Annotated in this window: 13 protein-coding genes; 8 read left to right on the top strand and 5 right to left on the bottom strand. The window is 69.9% G+C overall.

Features of this window, described 5'->3' with window-relative positions; translation table 11 throughout:
• Nucleotides 1-35 precede the first annotated feature (35 nt).
• From BAMB_RS05540 to BAMB_RS05550, 3 genes are all read left to right on the top strand, one after another.
• A complete protein-coding gene (locus BAMB_RS05540) occupies nt 36-491 on the top strand; it encodes an Rrf2 family transcriptional regulator (protein WP_011656425.1) in 456 nt (151 codons plus the stop codon).
• A 137-nt stretch (nt 492-628) separates the two neighbouring features.
• Complete coding sequence (locus BAMB_RS05545; protein ID WP_011656426.1) at nt 629-1,270, top strand: NAD(P)-dependent oxidoreductase; 642 nt, start codon at nt 629-631, stop codon at nt 1,268-1,270.
• A gap of 314 nt (nt 1,271-1,584) precedes the next feature.
• Nucleotides 1,585-2,055: an Lrp/AsnC family transcriptional regulator gene (locus BAMB_RS05550; protein ID WP_006754321.1), complete on the top strand. Its 471-nt coding sequence runs from the start codon at nt 1,585-1,587 to the stop codon at nt 2,053-2,055.
• 46 nt (nt 2,056-2,101) lie between these two features.
• On the opposite strand, the gene BAMB_RS05555 is transcribed toward BAMB_RS05550, so the two are convergent.
• From BAMB_RS05555 to BAMB_RS05565, 3 genes are read right to left on the bottom strand one after another with little or no spacing between them, the layout of a single operon-like run.
• Nucleotides 2,102-2,875 carry an ABC transporter ATP-binding protein gene (locus BAMB_RS05555; RefSeq protein WP_011656427.1) on the bottom strand — a complete coding sequence of 258 codons (774 nt, stop codon included), beginning with the start codon at nt 2,873-2,875 and terminating at the stop codon, nt 2,102-2,104.
• 4 nt (nt 2,876-2,879) lie between these two features.
• Entirely contained in the window at nt 2,880-4,556 is a 1,677-nt protein-coding gene (locus tag BAMB_RS05560; RefSeq protein ID WP_011656428.1) for an ABC transporter permease, read from the bottom strand.
• Complete coding sequence (locus BAMB_RS05565; RefSeq protein WP_011656429.1) at nt 4,546-5,589, bottom strand: Fe(3+) ABC transporter substrate-binding protein; 1,044 nt, start codon at nt 5,587-5,589, stop codon at nt 4,546-4,548. Before BAMB_RS05565 ends, BAMB_RS05560 begins: the two co-directional genes overlap by 11 nt.
• A 242-nt stretch (nt 5,590-5,831) precedes the next feature.
• Here BAMB_RS05565 and BAMB_RS34840 point away from each other — a divergent pair, with 242 nt between their 5' ends.
• Nucleotides 5,832-5,993, top strand: coding sequence for a hypothetical protein (locus BAMB_RS34840; protein ID WP_006754390.1), 162 nt, complete (start codon nt 5,832-5,834; stop codon nt 5,991-5,993).
• Nucleotides 5,994-6,280: 287 nt separating this feature from the next.
• Here the strand turns inward: BAMB_RS34840 and BAMB_RS05570 are convergent, their stop codons facing one another.
• Together BAMB_RS05570 and BAMB_RS05575 are read right to left on the bottom strand one after the other, a co-directional pair.
• On the bottom strand, nt 6,281-7,648 hold the full coding sequence (locus tag BAMB_RS05570) for an amino acid permease (RefSeq protein ID WP_011656430.1): 1,368 nt from the start codon (nt 7,646-7,648) through the stop codon (nt 6,281-6,283).
• 299 nt (nt 7,649-7,947) lie between these two features.
• Complete coding sequence (locus BAMB_RS05575) at nt 7,948-10,239, bottom strand: FUSC family protein (protein ID WP_011656431.1); 2,292 nt, start codon at nt 10,237-10,239, stop codon at nt 7,948-7,950.
• Between the two features lie 180 nt (nt 10,240-10,419).
• On the opposite strand from BAMB_RS05575, the gene recC reads away from it, so the two are divergent.
• From recC to arfB, 4 genes are read left to right on the top strand one after another with little or no spacing between them, the layout of a single operon-like run.
• Complete coding sequence (gene recC / locus BAMB_RS05580; RefSeq protein ID WP_011656432.1) at nt 10,420-13,758, top strand: exodeoxyribonuclease V subunit gamma; 3,339 nt, start codon at nt 10,420-10,422, stop codon at nt 13,756-13,758.
• Nucleotides 13,755-17,459 (top strand): exodeoxyribonuclease V subunit beta, encoded by a 3,705-nt coding sequence (gene recB, locus BAMB_RS05585; RefSeq protein WP_011656433.1) that lies wholly within the window; start codon nt 13,755-13,757, stop codon nt 17,457-17,459. The genes recC and recB overlap by 4 nt, the downstream gene beginning before the upstream one ends.
• Complete coding sequence (locus BAMB_RS05590) at nt 17,456-19,780, top strand: AAA family ATPase (protein WP_011656434.1); 2,325 nt, start codon at nt 17,456-17,458, stop codon at nt 19,778-19,780. Before recB ends, BAMB_RS05590 begins: the two co-directional genes overlap by 4 nt.
• Nucleotides 19,777-20,181: an alternative ribosome rescue aminoacyl-tRNA hydrolase ArfB gene (gene arfB, locus BAMB_RS05595; RefSeq protein WP_011656435.1), complete on the top strand. Its 405-nt coding sequence runs from the start codon at nt 19,777-19,779 to the stop codon at nt 20,179-20,181. The genes BAMB_RS05590 and arfB overlap by 4 nt, the downstream gene beginning before the upstream one ends.
• The last annotated feature ends 15 nt before the right edge of the window (nt 20,182-20,196 follow it).

Raw genomic sequence — 20,196 nt, forward strand, 5'->3', positions numbered from 1 at the left:
TGCCGTTCGGGCCGGCGTCGTCAGATGAGTGAGCAATGAATACCAGCAGCCGGTTCGCGTTTGCCGTTCACGTGCTTGCCTTGCTGTCGATGCAGGAAGGCGCGCCGCTGTCGTCCGACATCATCGCGGGCAGCGTGAACACGAATCCGGCGCTGATTCGCCGTCTGCTGTCGATGCTGGCGGCTGCCGGGCTGACCACGTCGCAACTCGGCGCGGGCGGCGGCGCGCTGCTGGCGCGCGAGCCGGGCAAGATCACGCTGCTTGACGTGTATCGTGCGGTCGACGATGCGCAGTTGTTCGCACTGCATCGCGAGGCGCCGAATCCCGCGTGTCTCGTCGGGCGGCACATCCAGGGCGTGCTGATCGACTACATCGGCGACGCGCAGCGCGCGATGGAAGCATCGCTTGCCACGCGCACCCTCGCGGACGTCACGGCCGACGTGCTCGAATCGGAGCATCGCAGTCGGCCCGCGGGAAGCGCCGGCGGCTAAGCGGTGGCGATGGATGATGCAGGGCAGGAGGCTGGGCGACGCGCACGCGCGGCGGCCGGCACGACGGAGTTCCGCTCCGTTTTTTTTCGGTCTTATATGTAATCACTTTAGTTACTTTTTCTTTCTGGAGAATCGACATGACGCAACGTACCCTGAACATCGCACTGTTTGGCGCCACCGGGATGATCGGTTCGCGCATCGCCGCCGAAGCCGCGCGCCGCGGCCATCGCGTGACCGCGCTGTCGCGCCACCCGGGCGCGTCCGCCGACGGCGTCGTCGCGAAGGGGGCCGACCTGTTCGATGCGGCGAGCATCGCGGCCGCGCTGCCGGGTCACGACGTCGTCGCGAGCGCGTACGGTCCGAAGCAGGACGATGCCGCGAAGGTCGTCGCGGCGGCAAAGGCGCTAGTGGCCGGCACGCGTCAGGCAGGCCTGAAGCGGCTCGTGGTGGTGGGCGGCGCCGGTTCGCTCGAAGTTGCGCCGGGCAAGCAACTGGTCGACACCGAAGGCTTCCCGGATGCGTACAAGGCGGTCGCGCTCGCGCACCGCGATGCGCTCGACTATCTGCAGACGGTCGGTGATCTCGACTGGACGTTCTTCGCGCCGGCCGCCATGATCGCGCCGGGCGAGTGCACGGGCACGTTCCGCACCGGCGTCGGCAAGCTGATCGTGGACGCGCAGGGCAACAGCCAGATCTCGGCGGAAGACTACGCGGTCGCGTTCGTCGATGCGCTCGAGCAAGACAGCTTCGTGCGCGAGATCGCGACGGTCGCGTATTGAGCGATATCGCGAGATCACGGCGAGGCGGCGCGCGCGTGGCGCATTCTCCGTGAGCGTCCGTGCGCATTCGTAAGCGCCCGGCAGCCCACGCGGTCGCAACGAACTTCAGGCGATTCCACCTCGACGGGCGGGATCGCCTGTTTCGTTTTGGGGTGCCGCTCATCGACAGGCCGGCGCGCGCGTGATTCCTCGCATCGCGGCGTATCCCCAGCTGATTGGTATTTATCCCGGTCGACGCCGCGCAGCGGTTTCCATATCGTTCCCCGTCATGCACGATGTATAGAAAAAATTTCTATCTACGAAGGACTGGGGAAATGGATGCCATCGATCGCAAGCTGCTGGAGCTGTTGCAGGCAGATGCCACATTGCCGATCGCGGAACTCGCGCAGCGCGTGAACCTGTCGCAGACGCCCTGCTGGAAGCGCGTGCAGCGGCTCAAGGAAACCGGCGCGATCCGCGCGCAGGTCGCGCTGTGCGATCCACGCAAGCTCGGGGTCGGCACGACCGTGTTCGTCGCGATTCGAACGAACCAGCACACCGAGGAGTGGGCGCAGCGTTTCACGCAGGCCGTGCGCGACATGCCGGAAGTCGTCGAGGTGTACCGGATGAGCGGCGAGACCGACTATCTGCTGCGGGTCGTGGTGGCCGGCATCGACGATTACGATCGCGTGTACAAGCAGCTGATCCGCGCGGTGCCGCTGTTCGACGTGAGCTCGTCGTTCGCGATGGAGCAGATCAAGTATTCGACCGCGCTGCCGGTGCGCGATCTGTCCGAGCCGGCGTAGCGCGGTACGGCGGCTCGGACGGAGCGCGCCGCCCTCGTCATCGCGCTCAGCGGCCGCGCGCCAGCGCCCGGGCGCGTTCGTCCGCCAGCGCGTCGCTGCGCACGAACTCCGCGACGAACGCGCTGGCCGGATGATGGTGCAACGCGTACGGCGTGTCCCATTGCGCGAGCCGGCCATCCTTCATCACGCCGATCCGGTCGGCGATCGCGAACGCTTCCGCCTGGTTGTGCGTGACGAGAACCGCGGTATGACCCGTGCGTTTCAGGATGTCGCGCAGCTCGAACGCGAGCCGCTCGCGCGTATCGACGTCGAGATTCGAGAACGGCTCGTCGAGCAGCAGCAGCTCCGGCGACGGCGCAAGCGCGCGGGCGAGCGCGACGCGCTGCTGCTGGCCGCCCGACAGTTCGTGCGGATACGCGCTGCCCGCATCGGCGAGACCGACGAGTTCGAGCATGTCCGCGACGCGGGTGCGCCGCTCGGCCTTCGGCATGCGCCGCAAGCCGAACGCGACGTTGTCGGCCGCGCTCAGGTGCGGGAACAGCGCATAGTCCTGGAACATCATCCCGATGCGCCGCCGCTCGGGCGGCACGTCGAGCGACGGCGCCGCGACGGGCGTGCCGTCCAGCACGATGCGCCCCATGCGCACGGGCTCGAAGCCCGCGATCGCGCGCAGCACGGTGGTCTTGCCGCAGCCCGATGCGCCGAGCAGGCAGCCGATGTCGCCGCGCGGCAGCGCGAGGCTCAGCCCGTCGACCACCGTGCGGCGGCCGTGCGGCGTGTCGTAGGCGACGCAGAGGTCGTCGAGTTCGAGCAGGTTCACGATATCAGGCTCCGATCTTGTGACGGGTGCGCGCGAGCAGGATCACGGGCACGAGCCCGGCCAGCACGATCGCGAGCGCGGCGACCGCGCCTTCCTCATAGGTGCCGCGCGCGGCTTCCGCATACAGCCAGGTCGCGAGCGTGTCGAAATTCAGCGGGCGCAGCAGCAGGGTTGCCGGCAGCTCCTTCATCGCGTCGACGAAGACGAGCAGGGCGCTCGTCGTGAGCGCGGGGCGCAGCAGCGGCAGGTGCACGCGGCGCAGCGTGCCGCCGGCCGTCTCGCCGAGCGAGCGCGCGGCCTGTTCGAGCGACGGCGGAATGCGCGCGAGGCCCGCTTCGATGCTGCCGGTCGAGATCGCGAGAAAGCGCACGGTGTACGCGATCACGAGCGCGGCCGCCGAACCCATCAGCAGCAGCCCGTCGCGGCCGAGCGCCGCGCCGAGCAGCCGGTCGGCCGCGGCGAACGGGATCAGCAGGCCGATCGCGAGCACGGTGCCCGGCACCGCGTAACCGAGGCTCGCGATGCGTGCACACACGCGGGCCGGCCCCGCAGGTGCGCTGTCGCGCCGCGCGCGTGCCGCCCATGCGACGACGAGCCCGCAGGCAAGGGTGGTGACGGTCGCGGCGGCGGCGATCGTCAGCGTGTTCGCGAGCCCGGTCAGCAATTGCGCCGACACGCCGCCGACGAGATGCAGCCGCTTGCCGGTCTCGACCGCGAGATACGCGGCCGGCGCGCCGAAGCCGATGAGCACCGGCAGCCAGCCGGCCACGGCGGCGCTCCACGCGGCCGCGCCGGTCAGCTTGCGCGGCGCGAGCGGACGCATGCGCCGGCCGTGCGCGTAGCGCTGGCGGCGTCGCCCATAGCGTTCGAGCACGATCATGCCGACGACGATCGCGAGCATCGCGAGCGCGATCTGCGCGGCGCCGGCGAGATCGGAGCGCGTGATCCACGTCGTGTAGACCGATACGGTCAGCGTCTGCACGCCGAGGAATTCCGACGCGCCGATGTCGTTCAGCGTTTCGAGCAGCGCGAGGCTCACGCCGACGGCGATCGCGGGCCGCGCGAGCGGCACGACGACGCGCCAGAATGTCGCGATACGTCCCGCGCCGAGCGTGCGCGCGGCTTCGAGCAGGCTCGCGGACTGCGTGACGAACATCGCGCGGGTGCTCAGGTACACGTACGGATACAGCACGAAGCCGAGCACGAAGATCGCACCGGGCAGCGAGCGCAGGTCGGGCAGGCGGAACTGGCGCGGGCTGTCGAAGCCGAGCAGCCAGCGGATCGCGCCCTGCACGGGGCCGATCGGGTGGAGCAGGTCGAGATACGCGAACGCGACGATATAGGTGGGCACCGCGAGCGGCAGCAGCAGCGCCCAGGTCAGTATCCGGCGGCCGGGAAAGTCGTACGCGGTGACGAGCCATGCGCAGCCGGTACCGACCACCGTGACGATCGCGCCGACGCCCGCGAGCAGCAGCAGCGTATTGGCGAGTGCCTGCGGCAGCACGAACGCGCCGAGATGCTTCCAGTGCGCGAGATCGGCGCCGAACGCGGCGGCAACCAGCACCGCGAGCGGTGCCGCGACCGCCGCGGCGATCGCGACGGCCGCGCCGAGCCAGACGCTGCCCGCGCGCGAACGCAACGACCGGCGGCGCGCGCGGACGAACGATGCGTCAGTTGTCAAAGCCGACCTTGTCGACGAGCTGGCTGGCCGCCTTGCGATGCTTCGCGATGTCGGTCAGCGGCAGCGGGTCGATCTTCAGCGTGCCGAAGCTCGCGATCACCGGATCGAGCTTCACGTTCGCGCGCACCGGGTATTCGTAGTTCGCCTGCGCATAGAGCGCCTGCGCTTGCGGCGACACGAGGTACTCGAGCAGCTTCACCGCGTTGGCCTTGTGCGGCGCGTGCTTCGCGACCGTCGCGCCGCTGATGTTGACGTGCGTGCCGCCGCTCTTCGCGTTCGCGAACGTCGGCCGCACGACCTTGATCGCGTCGCCCCACTTGCGCGCATCGGTGCCCGGCTCCGCGTTCTTCATGTGACCGACGTAGTACGCGTTGGCGAGACCGACGTCGCAGATCCCGCCGAGAATGTCGCGCGCGACGTCGCGGTCGCCGCCCGTCGCCTTGCGCGCGAGGTTCGCCTTCACGCCGCGCAGCCATTTTTCGGTCGCGGCTTCGCCGTCGTGCGCGATCATCGCCGCGACGAGCGCCGTGTTGTACGGATGCTGCCCCGAGCGGATGCAGACCTTGCCCTTCCATTTCGGATCGGCGAGATCCTCGTAGCGGAACGCGTCGACCTTCAGGTCCTTCTCCACATACAGCACACGATCGCGCAGCGACAGCGCGTACCAGTCGCCCTGCGCGCCGCGCAGATTCGCGGGAATCGCGTCGTCGAGCACCTTCGAGCGCACCGGCTGCGCGAGCCCGCCGTCGACGAGGTCGAGCAGGTTGCCGATGTCGACCGTCATCAGCACGTCGGCCGGCGACTGCGCGCCTTCCGCCTTCACGCGCTCGAGCAGGCCGTCCTTCACGAATACCGTGTTGACCTTGACGCCGCTCTGCTGCGTGAACGCGTCGATCAGCGGCTGGATCAGCTTCGGTTCGCGGGTGGTGTACAGGCTGACTTCCTCGGCGGCGTGGGCCAGCGGCGCGAACGCGGCGGCGGCAACGGCAAGGGCGCCGGCGAGCGGCAGCAGGCGGGTGCGCGGATTCGACATGGAGACTCCGGTGAGGCAGGCGGACGAAGAGGCGTTCCGGGGCGTGCCTGCCGCCCGAGCGACCCGAAACATTACAAAGCGAAAGATTTCGGATTCTAGATCGAAATGGGAATGATTATCAAATGAAAGGTGGCGGAAAGCTGCGCGGAAGGCGGGATGAGGGGGGCGTAACGGCGCGTCGCGGCGCGGGCGCAAGCGCGTAGAATGCCCGCTTCAACGAATTCGACGGAGCCGGACCGACCATGAACGATCAGCGCAAGAAGAACCCTGTCCGCAACGTGAGCATCCTGATCGTCGTGGCCGTGCTGCTCGTGATCGGGACGATCGCGTACAACGCGATCTCGCAGAAGCACGCGTACGACGAGGCCCATCCGGCCGAGGCCGCGAGCGCCGCGTCGCACTGACGCCGGCACGGCCGGCATGCTCGCTGCGGGCCGGTTGGCTTGGCGCGCAAGCGACGTGTGGGGAACAGCAGGGGGAGCGGCGGGCGACGAGGCCCATCCGGCCGAGGCTGCGAGCGCCGCGTCGCACTGACGCGGGCACGCCGGGCCTGATCGATGCGGCCCGGTTGGCTTGGGGCGCAAGCGACGTGTGGGGAACAGCAGGAGGAGCGGCGGGCGACGCAATGCGTCGCGCCGGGACAGACGCGGGCGCCGGACCCCGCGCGCCGCATGGAAAGGTCAATCGTGCGTCAACGTGACGCAGGCGCGAACTTCGGGCGGATCCGTGCGTAGAACACGACCGCGAGCAGCACGAGCCATCCCGCGCCGACGTAGAGCGCGACGCGCGTGTCATCGAACCAGCCGAGCATCACGATCACGAAGCCCATGAACGCGATCGTCAGCGCGGGCCCGACGGGCCACAGCGGCACCTTGAACTTCAGCGCGGCGACTTCCGCGCTCGACAGGCGACGGCGCATCGCGACCTGCGACAGCAGGATCATCAGCCACACCCACACGGTCGCGAACGTCGCGATCGCGGCGACCACCAGGAACACGTCCTTCGGCATCAGGTAGTTGAGCACCACGCCGACCAGCAGCGCGCCGGCCATCACGAGCACCGTGACCCACGGCACGCCGTGCCGCGACGTCGTCATCAGCACGCGCGGCGCCTGACCCTGCCGCGCCATCCCGAACATCATCCGGCCCGCGCCGAAGATGTCGCTGTTGATCGCCGAGATCGCCGCGCTGATCACCACGAGGTTGAGGATCGTCGCGGCCGACTTCACGCCGAGCGCCGAGAAGATCTGCACGAACGGGCTGCCGTCACTGCCGACGCCGGTCCACGGGCTGATCGACATCAACACGACCATCGTCAGCACGTAGAACAGCAGGATGCGCGCGGGCACCGCGTTGATCGCGCGCGGAATCACGCGCTCCGGATCCTTCGCCTCGCCGGCGCTCATCCCGATCACCTCGATGCCGCCGTACGCGAAGATCACCACCGACAGCGACGCGATGAGCCCGCCGATCCCGTTCGGGAAGAAGCCTCCATGGTTCCACAGGTTCGCGAATGTCGGCACGTCGGCCGAATGGCCGAAGTGCATGCCGGTCAGCAGGATCGCGACGCCGCCGCCGATCATCGCGACGATCGCGCCGACCTTGATGATCGACAGCCAGAATTCGAGCTCGCCGAACACCTTCACGTGGCACAGGTTCAGCCCGCAGATGACCGCGACGACGCCGAGCACCCAGATCCATTGCGGCACATCCGGAAACCAGAAGCTCATGTAGATGCCGAACGCGGTGATGTCGGCGATCGCGACGATCACCATTTCGAGCGTGTAGGTCCAGCCGGTGACGAAGCCGGCGAACGGGCCGAGGTTTTCGGTCGCGTAGTGGCCGAACGAGCCGGCGACGGGTTCGCGCACGGCCATCTCGCCGAGCGCGCGCATCACCATGTAGACGGCCGCGCCGCCCAGGATGTAGGCCAGGATCACCGCCGGGCCCGCGAGCTGGATCGCGGACGCCGAGCCGTAGAACAGCCCGGTGCCGATCGCCGAGCCCAGCGCGAGAAAGCGGATGTGCCGTGCGCTCAGATGGCGCTGCAGGTTCTTCATCGAGTCTCCGATATCGTTATGCGACGGACCGGGCGAGCAGGGCCCGCCCGGTCAGCTCAAGTTGTCTATACAACTTGAATGTGAACGAATGATAACAAGCCCGGCCATGTGACCGGAATCGGGTATTCCCTGACTGGCGCAACCGGTTGAATCGCGGGTGGGCCAATCGCGCGGTGCGCGCACGGGCCGCGTGGGGCGGGCGGGTCATGCTTCGGAACGGTATTGCGGGAGCGGGGAAGCGCCGCCGGTCGGCCTGCGTGCATGCGCGGCCGGCCGGCGGCGGGAACGGCGTCATGCGGTCATGCGGGCAGGCGGATCACGCTCGCGTCCTTGCGGATCAGCAACGACGACGCGAGCATCTGCTTGCATTGGTGCGCAAGCACCTTCAGGTCGTGCGTGAGCTCGGCGCCCACCGCGTCGGATTTTTCCGCGGATACGACCATCGCGTCGAGCTCGCGCGTGATCTGCTTGGTCGCATCGAGCTGGTCGGCCGGCGGCGGCTCGCCGGCTTCCGCCTTCTCGAGGTTCTCCAGCACGGCGGACAGGCCGCGGTGTAGCGCGTCGTCGTGGACGAGGGTCTCGTCGGCCGCGCACGCGCTGCGGATCAGCGGCGCGGCGGCGGTGATCTGCGCGCCGAGCACGTGCGTCTGCACGAGCAGGTCGTTCAGCTCCGGCACGAAGCGCTGGTGCGCCTTCGGCTCGATCATCATCCGCTGGAACGCCTGGCCGAGGTTCGCGAACGCGATGTGCACGTCCTTGCGCGCGAGGCGGTAGCGGTAGTCGTCGTCGAGGGCGGTGGTGGGCGCTTCGATCGCCGCGGCGACCACCGGCACGACCGCCGCGCCGTCGGCGGTCGGCACGGGCGGCGGCGATGCCCCGCGTCCGGCACGCCACACGGCCTCGAAATACTTGCGGGTCGACGTCAGCATGTCGGTGACGAGCTTGCCCATCAGCCGGTATTCCCAGTACGGGAACAGGCGGCTCGCGGCGATCGCGATCATGCAGCCGACCACGGTGTCGATCGCGCGCTCGCCGATGATCCGCATGCTGCCCGGCGCGAGCAGGTGGAACATCAGCAGCACGTACGACGACGTGAACACGACGCTCGCCGCGTAGTTGAACAGCAGCAGGCTGTAGCTCATCACCATCGAGCCGAACATGATCGCGATCAGCAGGTGCGGCTCCTTCACCGTGTAGATCAGCGCGATGCTCGCCGCGCAGCCGATCAGCGTGCCGACGATACGCTGCGCATTGCGCTGCTTGGTGAGCGAGTAGCCGGGCTTCAGGATGATGATGGTCGTCATCACGATCCAGTATGCGTTCGTGAGCGGCAGCAGCCGGCCGAGCCAGAAGCCGACCGCCACCGCGATCGTCACGCGCAGCGCGTGGCGAAAGCTCGGCGAGCGCATGTTCAGGTTCGAGAAGATCAGCAGCGGCGACATCCGGCGCCGCTGCAGGAAGCGCGTGAGCGCCTTGTCGATCTTCAGCTCCATCTGCTGCGGGTCGGCATGGCCCGACAGGTTGCGGCGCATCCGGTCGATCAGGCGCGTCGCGCTCCAGATGCGCCGGAACGTCGCGAGCACCGCCGCGTACGCTTCCGCATTGCTGGCCGGGAAATTCTTCTTGCGCATCAGCTCGATCTCGTACTCGATCGCGCGCAGTTCGGCCTTCACGCTGATTCGCGAATGCGGCGCGCGGTTTTCGAGCACCGCGAGGCCGATCTGCTCGAGATCGGCGGCTGCCTTGCGGATCAGGTCGCGGTAGAAAATGATCAGGTCCGAGCCGCCGAACGTGTTGCGCACGAGCGGATAGTCGGTGTGCGCACCGACGAACAGCTCGTGCAGGTCGACGCTGTTGATGAACAGGTTGTACATCGTCGCGCGGCCGGGATCGAGCTTGCCGCGACGCAGCTTCGGCAGATTGCGCAGCACGATGTCGCGCGCGGTTTCCTGCGTTTCGACCGCGGTGATCTGCTTCGCGACGAGGTTGCGGTAGCACTCGTCGAGATCGGCGTCGAGATCGTAGAACTGCGCGCGCGCGAGCAGGTAGTCGGCGCAGGCGAACAGGCTTTCGGCAAGCGCCTGCTGTTCGATCCGGCGCGCCTGCCATTGCGACACGAGCGTCGCCCAGTACGTGTACCAGAGGCCGCCCGCGAGAATCCAGCCCGCGTTGACGAACGCCTGCAGCGGCGTGAACTTCTCCTCGAGCGTCATCACCATCATGAACAGCGTCGCGAAGCTGATCTGCGGCCAGCGGTTGCCGTAGACGACGATCAGCGACAGCACGAACGTGAGCGGCACGATCGTCAGCCACAGCCCGAAGATGTTCGGCGTGGCGAGGCCCGTCGCGAGCGCGGCCAGGAAGCCGATCACGCTGCACGCGAGCATTTCGTTGTGCTTGTACTTCAGCGGGCCCGGCATGTCGACGACGCACGCGCCGAGCGCGCCCGTCGAGATCGTGAAGCCGAGCTCGCGGTTGTGAAACACGATCAGGCACAGCACGGCCGGCAGCGACACGCCGACCGCGATCCGCAGGCCGCCGAAAAAGTACTGGCTGTAGAGAAACTTTCTGATTTCGACCGAATAGCGCATCGATGGGCTGAATGACAGACGAAGACGCCGGGGCGGCGTATTGACTGGCGACGAGTCTATCGTATTTCGCGGTCCGCAAAACCTGGCCGTTCGGCCGAGCTTCGTGGTGCCGGTCCTTTTGCTATCCTTGGTGCTCCTGTACGCCCGGCCCGGCCGGCGCGACGCTTCGACACCCGCCTGATGCTCCATCTCTTTTATTCGAACCGTCACGAAACGCTCGCCGACGCACTGCTCGACGACCTCGCCGCGTTCCCGGCCCGCAACGGCCCGTGGGCGCCGCAGCAGGTCATCGTGCCGAGCGCGGCGCTGCGCCGCCGGCTCGAGCTCGACATCGCCGCGCGCCACGGCGTGTGCGCGAACGTCGAGTTCACGTATCTCGCGCAATGGCTGTGGGCGCAGATCGGCCGCGTGCTGACGGTGCCCGCGCGTTCGCCGTTCGCACCCGACCGCCTCGTGTGGCGCTGCTACCGGTTGTTCGCGCAGGCCGCGGGCGATGCGCCGTGGCTCGCGTCGCCGCGGCTGGCCGCGTATCTGTCCGCGTCCGACGACGCGATGCGCTACGAGCTGGCGCAGCGCGTCGCGGCCGTGCTCGATCATTACCTGACCTATCGGCCCGAATGGCTGGCCGCGTGGCAGGCCGGCGAGTCGGTGCTCGCGGGCGACGCCGCGCCGCGCGGGATCAGCGATGCCGCACGCGACGACGAGCACTGGCAGGCCGCGCTGTGGCGCGCGCTGCTCGCCGAGCTGAGCGACAGCGGCACGCCGCCCGCGCATCGGTTCCTCGTGGAGGCGCGCAACCTCGATGCCGAAACCGTCGCGCGCGCCGACTGGCCGGAATCGGTCAGCGTCTTCGCGCTGCCGACGATGCCGCCGCTGCACGTCGCGCTACTGCGCGAGCTGTCGCGCTGGATCGACGTGCGCGTCTATGCGCTCAACCCGTGCCGCGAATTCTGGTTCGACATCGTCACCGCCGCGCATGCCGAGGCGCTCGATGCGGCCGGCCGGCTCGACTACCAGCAAGTCGGCCATCCGTTGCTCGCGGAGTGGGGCCGGCAGACGCAGGCGCAACTGCACATGCTGCACGAACTGACCGAAAGCGCCGCGTTGGGCGACGCGTCGCACTTCGTCGGCAATCCCGCGCCGACCTGGCTCGCGCGCGTGCAGAACGCGATCCTCGACCTGCAGCCGGAAGCCGAACTCGGCGAAGCGCCGGCCGAGCGCGGGATCGAGGTGCACGTGTGCCACAGTCTCGCGCGTCAGCTCGAGGTGCTGCATGACCGCCTGCTCGCGTGGTTCGACGCCGACGCGACGCTGCAGCCGTCCGATGTGCTGGTGGCGGTCGCCGATCTCGCGGCGGCGGGGCCGCTGATCGATGCGGTGTTCGGCACGGCGGGCGCCGGCGGCGCGCGCGTGCCTTACCGGATCACCGGCCTGCCGCCGTCGCAGGCGAACCCGGTCGCGCGCGTGCTGCTCGAATGGCTCGCGTTGCCGGAGCGGCAGGTCGGCGCGCCGGAGCTGGTCGAATGGCTGCGCGTCGACGCGGTCGCGGCCCGTTACGGCATCGACGCCGCCGCGCTCGAGACGGTGCAGACCTGGCTCGCGGCCGCCGGCGCGCGGCGCGGGCTGTCGCCGACGGCGAGCGACGATGCGGCGGTGCCGGCGCCGCGCCATACGTTCTCCGATGCGCTCGCGCGGCTCTTCCTCGGCTATGCGATGCCCGAAGGCGCGGCACCCGTCGGCGCGTGGCTGCCGATCGAGGCGGCCACCGGCAGCGAGGCCGAACTGCTCGGCCGGCTCGCGCGCTTTACCGACGATCTCGACGGCTTTTCACGGCGGCTCGCCAGCGCGCATACGCCGCGCGCATGGAGCGAACTGTTCGCCGACACCCTCGCGCGGTTCTTCGACTCCGGCGCCGCGTATGCCGATGCGCTCGCAGGTGTGCGCGACGCGCTCGACGCGATGCTCGCCGCGATGACGGAAGGCGCGCCCGACGAGGCGTTGCCCGCGGCCGTCGTGCGCGCGGGGCTGACGGCCGCGCTCGACGATCCGGCGCGCGGCGGGGTGCCGTGGGGCGGTGTCACGTTCTCGTCGCTGACGAGCTTGCGCGGCTTGCCGTACCGCGTCGTGTGCCTGCTCGGCATGGACGACGGCGTGCTGCCGAGCCTCGCGCGCGCGGACGAGTTCGACCTGATGGCCGTCCTGCCGAAGCTCGGCGACCGCCAGCGCCGCGACGACGAGCGCAACCTGTTTCTCGACCTGCTGCTCGCCGCGCGCGACCGGCTGCTGATCGCCTATACGGGGCGAAGCATTCGCGACAACGCGCCGTTGCCGCCCGCGGCGCTCGTCGACGAACTGCTCGACCATCTCGCGCTCGTCACGGCCGGCGCGGACACCGCGCCGGGCGCGGTCGATGCCGCGCGGCGCGCGTTCATCGTCGAGCATCCGCTGCAACCGTTCGCGGCCGAGTATTTCCGGCCCGGCAGCGAACTGGCGTCGTACGACGCCGAGCGCGCGACGCTCGCGTCGCTGCTGGCGGCCGAAGCCGCGCGCGACGCGACGCGCGAGCAGCCGTTCTTCGCGCAGCCGCTGCCGGCCGAGCTGGTCGAGCCCGTTGCATTCAACGAATTCGAACGTTTCTGGCGGCATCCGGCGCGCGCGCTGCTGCGTGCGCGGCTCGGCATCGTGTTGTCCGACGCGCAGGCCGAACTGCTCGACACGGAGCCGTTCGCACTCGACTTCGCCGGCAGCGACGCGCTCGCCGAGCGCGTGCTGCCGCTCCTGATCGAATCGGATGAAGGCGGCGTGCACGATCATGCGCTGCGCATCGCGGACGCCAGCCCCGAACTGCCGGGCGGCGCGACGGGTGCCGTCTGGCGCGACCAGGCGCTCGGCTCGATGATGCAGCTTGCGTCGAACGTGCGCCGTGCGCTGGCCGACGGCATGGAGCGACGGCCGTTCACGCTCGCGATCGCGCCCGCATGGCCCGACACCGACCAGGCACTGTTCGGTGCCGATGACGCGATGCTGTCGGGCGACGCGCTGAGTGCGCCGCTCGAATTGCACGGCACGCTGAACCGGCTGACGCCGGCGGGCCAGATCATCTATCGCTATGCGCGGCCGAGCGCGCGCGACTACCTGTCCGCGTGGCTTGCGCACCTCGTCTATTGCGCGGTGGAGCCCGACGGCCCGCGCCGCACGCTGTGGTTCGGCAGCGGCGGCGCGTTCGAACTCACGCCGGTCGCTGCACCGCTCGAGCGGCTCGCGCCGCTCGCCGCGCTGTTTCGCGCGGGGCGGCGCATGCCGCTGCGATTTTTCCCGCGCAGCGCATGGGCGCGCGTTTCCGACGGCGAGGCGAAGGCCGCGAGCGTCTGGATCAATGAGCGCGTGGTGAGCGAAGCCGACGATCCGGCCATCGCGATCGCGTGGCGCGGCGCCCATCCGTCGCTCGACGAGCCGTTCGGCACACTTGCGCGGATCGTGTTCGAGCCGATGCTGGAACATCTGAAGGAGATCGCATGAGCGCCGCATCGCAGCCGCAGGCGGCGCTCGAACTCGACGTGTTCGCGTGCCCGCTCGACGGCGTCAACCAGATCGAGGCGTCGGCCGGTACCGGCAAGACGTGGAACATCTGCGCGCTGTACGTGCGGCTGCTGCTCGAGAAAGATCTCGGCGCGGACGAAATCCTCGTCGTGACCTTCACGAAGGCCGCGACCGCCGAACTGCACGAGCGGATCCGCGGGCGGCTCGCGCAGCTCGCGCATGCACTCGATACCGGTGACGACGGCGGCGATCCGTTCGTCGAGCGCCTGCTCGAGACGACGCTCGGTGACGCCGGCACGCTCGACCCCGAGACCGCCGCGAAGCGGATCCGGCGCGCGTTGCGTGCATTCGACCAGGCGGCGATCCACACGATCCACGCGTTCTGCCAGCGTGCGCTGCAGGAAGCGCCGTTCGCCGCCGCGATGCCGTTCGCGTTCGACATGCAGGCCGACGATGCAGCGCTGCGCTTCGAACTCGCGGCGGACTTCTGGCGCACCCGCGTCGAACCGATAGCCGCGCGCTGGCCCGGCTTCGCGACGTGGCTCGTCGATTCCGGCGCGGGCCCGGCCGCGCTCGACGCCCAGCTTGCGCGCCGGTTGAAGAAGCCGCTCGCCGCGCTGCGCTGGGACGGCGTCGTCGAACCGGACGAATCGGCGGAGGCTGCTGCCGCCGAGTGCTTTGCGGAGGCGGCGCGGATGTGGGCCGACGAGCGCGATGCGATCGACGCGTTGCTGCGCGCCGCGCAGCCCGCGCTCAATCAGCGCTCGCACAAGCCCGATGCGCTCGCCGATGCGCTCGGCGCGTGGACCGCGCATTTCGCGCAGGGCGATGCCGCGGCCGCGCTGCCGAAGGCGGCGCTCAAGCTCACGCGCACCGCGCTCGCGAAGGCGACGAAAAAGGGCGGCGTGACCCCCGAGCACGCGTTCTTCGACGTGGCCGACGCGCTCGAAGCGGCGGTGGCCGCGGCCGAGGCCACGCAGCGCGCCCGCTGGCTCGCGCTGATCGCCGACTGGCTCGACACCGCGCCGGGCGAGCTGGCCGAACGCAAGCGTACGCGTCGCGTCGTGTCGTTCGACGATCTGCTCGCGAACCTGTATCACGCACTGCACGCGCACCCGTGGCTTGCCGAGACGCTGCGCGCGCGCTATCCGGCCGCGCTGATCGACGAATTCCAGGATACCGACCCGCTGCAGTTCGCGATCTTCAACCGGATCTTCGCGCCGGGCGGGCCGCTCTTTCTCGTCGGGGACCCGAAGCAGGCGATCTACAGCTTCCGCGCGGCGGATCTGCATACCTATCTCGCCGCACGGGCAAGCGCGAGCGCGTGCTATACGCTCGCGGTCAACCAGCGCTCGACGCCGGCGATCGTCGACGCGTGCAACCGCTTCTTCATGTCGAACCCGCGCGCATTCGTGCTCGACGGGCTCGACTATTACGCGGTGCGCGCCGGCACGCGCGTGCGTGCACCGTTCGTCGACGCAACCGATCCGGGCCCGTCCGGCGATTTCCGGATCTGGGCGCTGCCGGGCGGCGATGGCACGCTGCTCAAGCGCGACGCGCAGGCGCAGGCCGCCCAGGCGTGCGCGGCCGAGATTGCCAGGCTGATGCGCGGCGCGCGCGAAGGGCATGCGCGGCTCGGCGATACGCCGCTGTCGCCGGGCGACATCGCGGTGCTGGTGCAGACGCACCGGCAGGGCAGTCTCGTGAAGCGCGTGCTCGCCACGTGGGGTATCGGCAGCGTCGAGCTCGCGCAGGCGTCGGTGTTTTCGACCGGCGATGCGGAGCAGCTCGAGCGCGTGCTGGCGGCGATCGACGCGCCGGGCGATTTGCGGCGCTTGCGTTCGGCGCTGGCCGCCGACTGGTTCGGCCTCGATGCCGGTGCGCTGTGGCGGATGGAGCAGGGCGACGGCGACGCGTCGCGCGAAGCGGCGGACAGCGCGGACGCGATGAGCTGGGTCGAGCGCTTCTCGCGCTACCGGCTGCTGTGGCGCGAACGCGGCTTCGCGGTGATGTGGCGCACGTTCACGCGCGAGCTGCGCATCGCCGAGCGGCTGATGGCCGGCGCGGACGGCGAGCGCCGCGTGACCGACATCAACCATCTGGCCGAACTGACGCAGGCGCGCGCGTCCGCGCAGCCCGGCATCGCGCCGACGCTGCGCTGGCTCGCCGCGCAACGGCTCGACGGTGGCGGCGAGGAAGCCCAGCTGCGCCTGGAATCCGACCGCAACCTCGTGCAGATCGTGACCGTGCACAAGTCGAAGGGCCTCGAATACGCGGTCGTGTTCTGTCCGTTCCTGAATGACGGCGGGCTGCGCGAGCCGCCCGCGTCGGGGTTGCCGGACGCGCGCGAGTATCACGACGACGCGGGCGACGCCGTGCTGCATTACGGGTGCGACGACGAAGCCGCCGAGCATGCCGCGCGCCAGGCGCTGCGCGAACAGGCGGCGGAACGCGCGCGGCTCGTCTACGTGGCGCTCACGCGCGCGGTGTATCGGTGCTATCTCGTCGCCGGGCCTTATCTGTCGTCGCGCTCGACCCGCGAGGCACGGCGCAGCGTGCTGAACTGGCTCGTGGCCGGCGCCGGCCAGTCGTTCGACGCGTGGCTCGACGAGCCGCCCGACGAAGCGGTGCTCGACGCGGCGTGGCAAGCGCTGGCCGGCGGCCCCGTGAGCGTTGCGCCGTTGCCGGTGCCGGCTCGGCGCGAACGGCTCGCGGCCGGCCACGATGCAACGCAGACGCTCGCGGCACGTCATGCGACGCGCGTGCTGCGCGACGCGTGGCGGATGGCGAGCTTCAGTTCGCTGACGGCGTCGATGGCGCGCGAGGAGGCGGGCGTCGCGGTCGTGCCGGACGACGAGCTTCGGCCCGATCACGATGCGCTAGCCGCCGTGACGCCGGACGGCGCGTTCGTCGCGGTCGACACGATCGCTACCGAGCCGCCGGACGACGACATCCTCCGGTTTCCGCGCGGCGCGGCAGCGGGCGAGTGCCTGCACCGCCTGTTCGAACTCAGCCGCTTCACGGAACCCGATTCGTGGCACCAGGCAGCGCTCGGCGCGCTGCACGACCGGCCGGTCGAGGCCGAGCCCGAACTCGCGACGCGTCTGCCGGCGATGATGGCGCGGCTCGTCGACGATGTCGTGCGTACGGAGCTCGTGCCGGGCATGCGGCTTGCGGATCTCGACCCCGCGAGGCGGCTCGACGAAATGGGTTTCCTGTTCCCGGCGCCGTCGCTCGAGCTGGGGGCGCTGCGCCGGCTGCTGGTGGCGCACGGCTATCCGGACGTGGCGCTCGACTCGGGCATGCTCGCCGGTTTCATCAAGGGTTTCATCGACATGATCGTCGAACACGACGGCCGCTTCTGGATCGTCGACTGGAAGTCGAACCATCTTGGCAATACGCCGGATGCGTATGGCCCGCGGGCGCTCGACGTCGCGATGGCCGATCACGCATATCACCTGCAGGCGCTGCTCTATACGGTCGCGCTGCATCGCTATCTGCGCGGGCGTCTGCCCGACTACGACTACGACACGCATATGGCCGGCTACCTGTACCTGTTCGTGCGTGGCGTGCGGCCCGACTGGCGCAGCGGCGGCGAACCGGCCGGCGTGCATGCGCGGCGGCCCGCGCGCGAACTCGTCGATGCACTCGACCGGATGATGGAAGGGGGCCGCGCATGAACGCGTCCGACGATACGCTCGAATTCACCGGCGGCCTCGTCGCGCGCCTGCCCGAGCCCGCGGATTTCGGCATCGCCCTCGCGGAAGGATTCGCGCGCCGCATGGGCGACCTGTCGCGCCGCGCGGGTGCGCCGGCCGTGGCCGCCCGCTGGGCGGCGCGTGCCGCGTTCGCGACGAGCCGGGCGACCGCGGGCGGCCACGTGTGCGTGTCGCTCGGCGCGCTCGCGCAGCGCTACGAGGAGCCGGTCGACGACGTGCGCGCGGCGCTTGCCGCGAGCGGCGTGGTCGCGTTCGGTACGCTCGCGCGCGGCGACGAGCGGCCGCTGATCGTCGACCGGCTCGACCATCTGTATCTGTCGCGCTATTTCGACTACGAACGGCGGCTCGCCGATGCGCTCGTCGCGCAGGCCGGCGTCGCCGCACCGGGCGACGCGCTGTCGCCCGAGCGCTTGCGCGACAGTCTTGCGCGTTACTTCGGGCCCGCGACGGGCGAGGTGGACTGGCAGCGCGTCGCCGCGATCGTTGCGCTGACCGGGCGCGTGACGATCGTCAGCGGCGGCCCCGGCACCGGCAAGACAACGACCGTCGTCGGCGTGCTGGCTTGTCTGCTCGACGCGCATCCGGGGCTGCGCATCGCGCTGGCGGCGCCGACCGGCAAGGCCGCGCAGCGCATGCAGGAAGCGCTGCACGCGCGGGCGGGCGACCTGCCGCCGGAACTCGCCGCGCGCCTGCCCGACACGTCGTACACGCTGCATCGCCTGCTGGGCGGCGGCGGAGCGGCGGGCTTCCGCCATCACCGCGACAATCCGTTGCCGTATGACCTGATCGTCGTCGACGAGGCGTCGATGATCGACGTCGCGCTCGCCGCGCATCTGCTCGATGCGCTCGCGCCCGGCGCACGGCTCGTGCTGCTGGGCGACAAGGATCAGCTCGCCGCGGTCGAGGCCGGCGCCGTGTTCGCCGAACTCAGCGCACGGCCGACGTTTACCGCCGCGGCACGCACGCGCATCGCGGGTGCACTCGGGATCGACGAGGCGACTTTCGTCGCGGCGTTGCCGGTGCCCGACGGCGAGGCGGCGGCGGTTGTGGCGCCCGCTCTAGCTCCGGCCTCAGCGCCAGCTCCGGCATCCGCGCCGGTGTCGACGAGCGCCGCGCGCAAGCCGCCGGCGCGACGGAACGTGGATACGCGCCAGGCGTCGCTGTTCGACGACGATCCGCAGGACGAAGCGATGTCCGCTACCGATGTCGCCGCGCCGCCGGCCGCTTCGTTGTCACCTGCGGCGGCCGCGCCGACCGACATCGATAGTGGCGCGGTCGCCGATCCAGCATGGATCGAAGCCGACGAACTCGCGTGGCTCGATGCGATCGAGCTCGCGCCATTCGATCCGGCCGATGTGGTCAATGCGGCCAATGCAGCCGATTCGTCGCTTGCATCGACCGTCGCAACGCAACCCGACGACCACGCCGCAGCGTCACCCGCGCCCGCACCGCTTGCAGACTGCGTCGTGTGGCTCGAACGCAATTACCGTTTCGGTCTCGATTCGCCGATCGGCCGCCTGTCGCTGGCGATCCGCCGCGGCGACGTGCAGGCCGCGCTCGATGCGTTGCCGACCGACGATGCCGCTGCCGCGTCGTTTCATGACGACGCGAGCGATACGCTTGCGGCGTCGACGGTCGAGCGGCTCGCGCGCCGGTTCGGCGCGTACCTCGACGCATTGCGTACTGCGTTGTCCGAGCCGGTGCCTGACCCATTGCCGCTGTTCGATGCGCTCAACCGCTTCCGGATCCTCTGCGCGACGCGCACGGGGTCGCGCGGCGCCGAGCACGTCAATGCGCTGGTGGCCACGCACGTGCGGCATGCCGCGCGCGTGCCGCTCGCGGTCGGCGCACACTGGTTCACCGGGCGGCCGATCATGGTCACGCGTAACGACTATGCGCTCGGGCTGTTCAACGGCGACATCGGCATTGCGTTGCCGGACGCGCACGGTGTGCTGCGCGTGTGGTTCCGGCGCGCGGACGGCACCGCGCGCGCCGTGTCGCTCGCCGCGCTGCCGCCGCACGAAACGGCGTTCGCGCTGACAGTCCACAAGTCGCAGGGCTCGGAATTCGACGAGGCCGCGCTCGTGCTGCCGGCGTCGTTCGGGCGTGTGCTCACGCGCGAACTCGTCTATACGGCCGTCACGCGTGCACGCACGCGCGTACAGGTGATCGGCCCGCGGCGCGTGCTCGCGCAGGCGGTCGCGACGCGCACGCAACGCGATTCGGGCCTCGCGGCCCGCGTGGAGGCGCTCGCGCGGCGTCGCAAGGAGCCGTCGCGATGATGATCCGCTACACGCTCGATCCGGCCGAAGTCGAATGGACCGCCGTGCGCGCGCAGGGCGCCGGCGGACAGAACGTCAACAAGGTGTCGAGCGCGATTCACCTGCGCTTCGACATTCGCGCGTCGTCGCTGCCGCCCGTCATCAAGGAGCGGCTCCTCGCGCTGTCCGACCAGCGCATCACGCGCGACGGCATCGTCGTGATCAAGTCGCAGGAATACCGCACGCAGGAGAAGAATCGCGACGCGGCGCTCGCGCGGCTCGATGCGTTGATCGCCAGCGTCGCGTACACGCCGCGTGCGCGAGTCGCGACACGCCCGACGCGCGCGTCGAAGGAGCGGCGGCTCGAACACAAGTCGCGTCGCAGCGCGGTAAAGTCGGGAAGAGGGAAGGTGACGGACTGACGAAGGGCTAGGCTG

It is taken from the genome of Burkholderia ambifaria AMMD, from assembly GCF_000203915.1.
Classification (GTDB): domain Bacteria; phylum Pseudomonadota; class Gammaproteobacteria; order Burkholderiales; family Burkholderiaceae; genus Burkholderia; species Burkholderia ambifaria.

What these genes read in the sequence shown, in the direction of transcription:
- BAMB_RS34840 (WP_006754390.1), top strand. Translation starts at nt 5,832, where the DNA reads ATGAACGATCAGCGCAAGAAGAACCCTGTCCGCAACGTGAGCATCCTG.
- BAMB_RS05570 (WP_011656430.1), bottom strand. Translation starts at nt 7,648, where the DNA reads ATGAAGAACCTGCAGCGCCATCTGAGCGCACGGCACATCCGCTTTCTC.
- BAMB_RS05575 (WP_011656431.1), bottom strand. Translation starts at nt 10,239, where the DNA reads ATGCGCTATTCGGTCGAAATCAGAAAGTTTCTCTACAGCCAGTACTTT.
- BAMB_RS05550 (WP_006754321.1), top strand. Translation starts at nt 1,585, where the DNA reads ATGGATGCCATCGATCGCAAGCTGCTGGAGCTGTTGCAGGCAGATGCC.
- BAMB_RS05545 (WP_011656426.1), top strand. Translation starts at nt 629, where the DNA reads ATGACGCAACGTACCCTGAACATCGCACTGTTTGGCGCCACCGGGATG.
- BAMB_RS05565 (WP_011656429.1), bottom strand. Translation starts at nt 5,589, where the DNA reads ATGTCGAATCCGCGCACCCGCCTGCTGCCGCTCGCCGGCGCCCTTGCC.
- recC (WP_011656432.1), top strand. Translation starts at nt 10,420, where the DNA reads ATGCTCCATCTCTTTTATTCGAACCGTCACGAAACGCTCGCCGACGCA.
- recB (WP_011656433.1), top strand. Translation starts at nt 13,755, where the DNA reads ATGAGCGCCGCATCGCAGCCGCAGGCGGCGCTCGAACTCGACGTGTTC.
- BAMB_RS05590 (WP_011656434.1), top strand. Translation starts at nt 17,456, where the DNA reads ATGAACGCGTCCGACGATACGCTCGAATTCACCGGCGGCCTCGTCGCG.
- arfB (WP_011656435.1), top strand. Translation starts at nt 19,777, where the DNA reads ATGATGATCCGCTACACGCTCGATCCGGCCGAAGTCGAATGGACCGCC.
- BAMB_RS05540 (WP_011656425.1), top strand. Translation starts at nt 36, where the DNA reads ATGAATACCAGCAGCCGGTTCGCGTTTGCCGTTCACGTGCTTGCCTTG.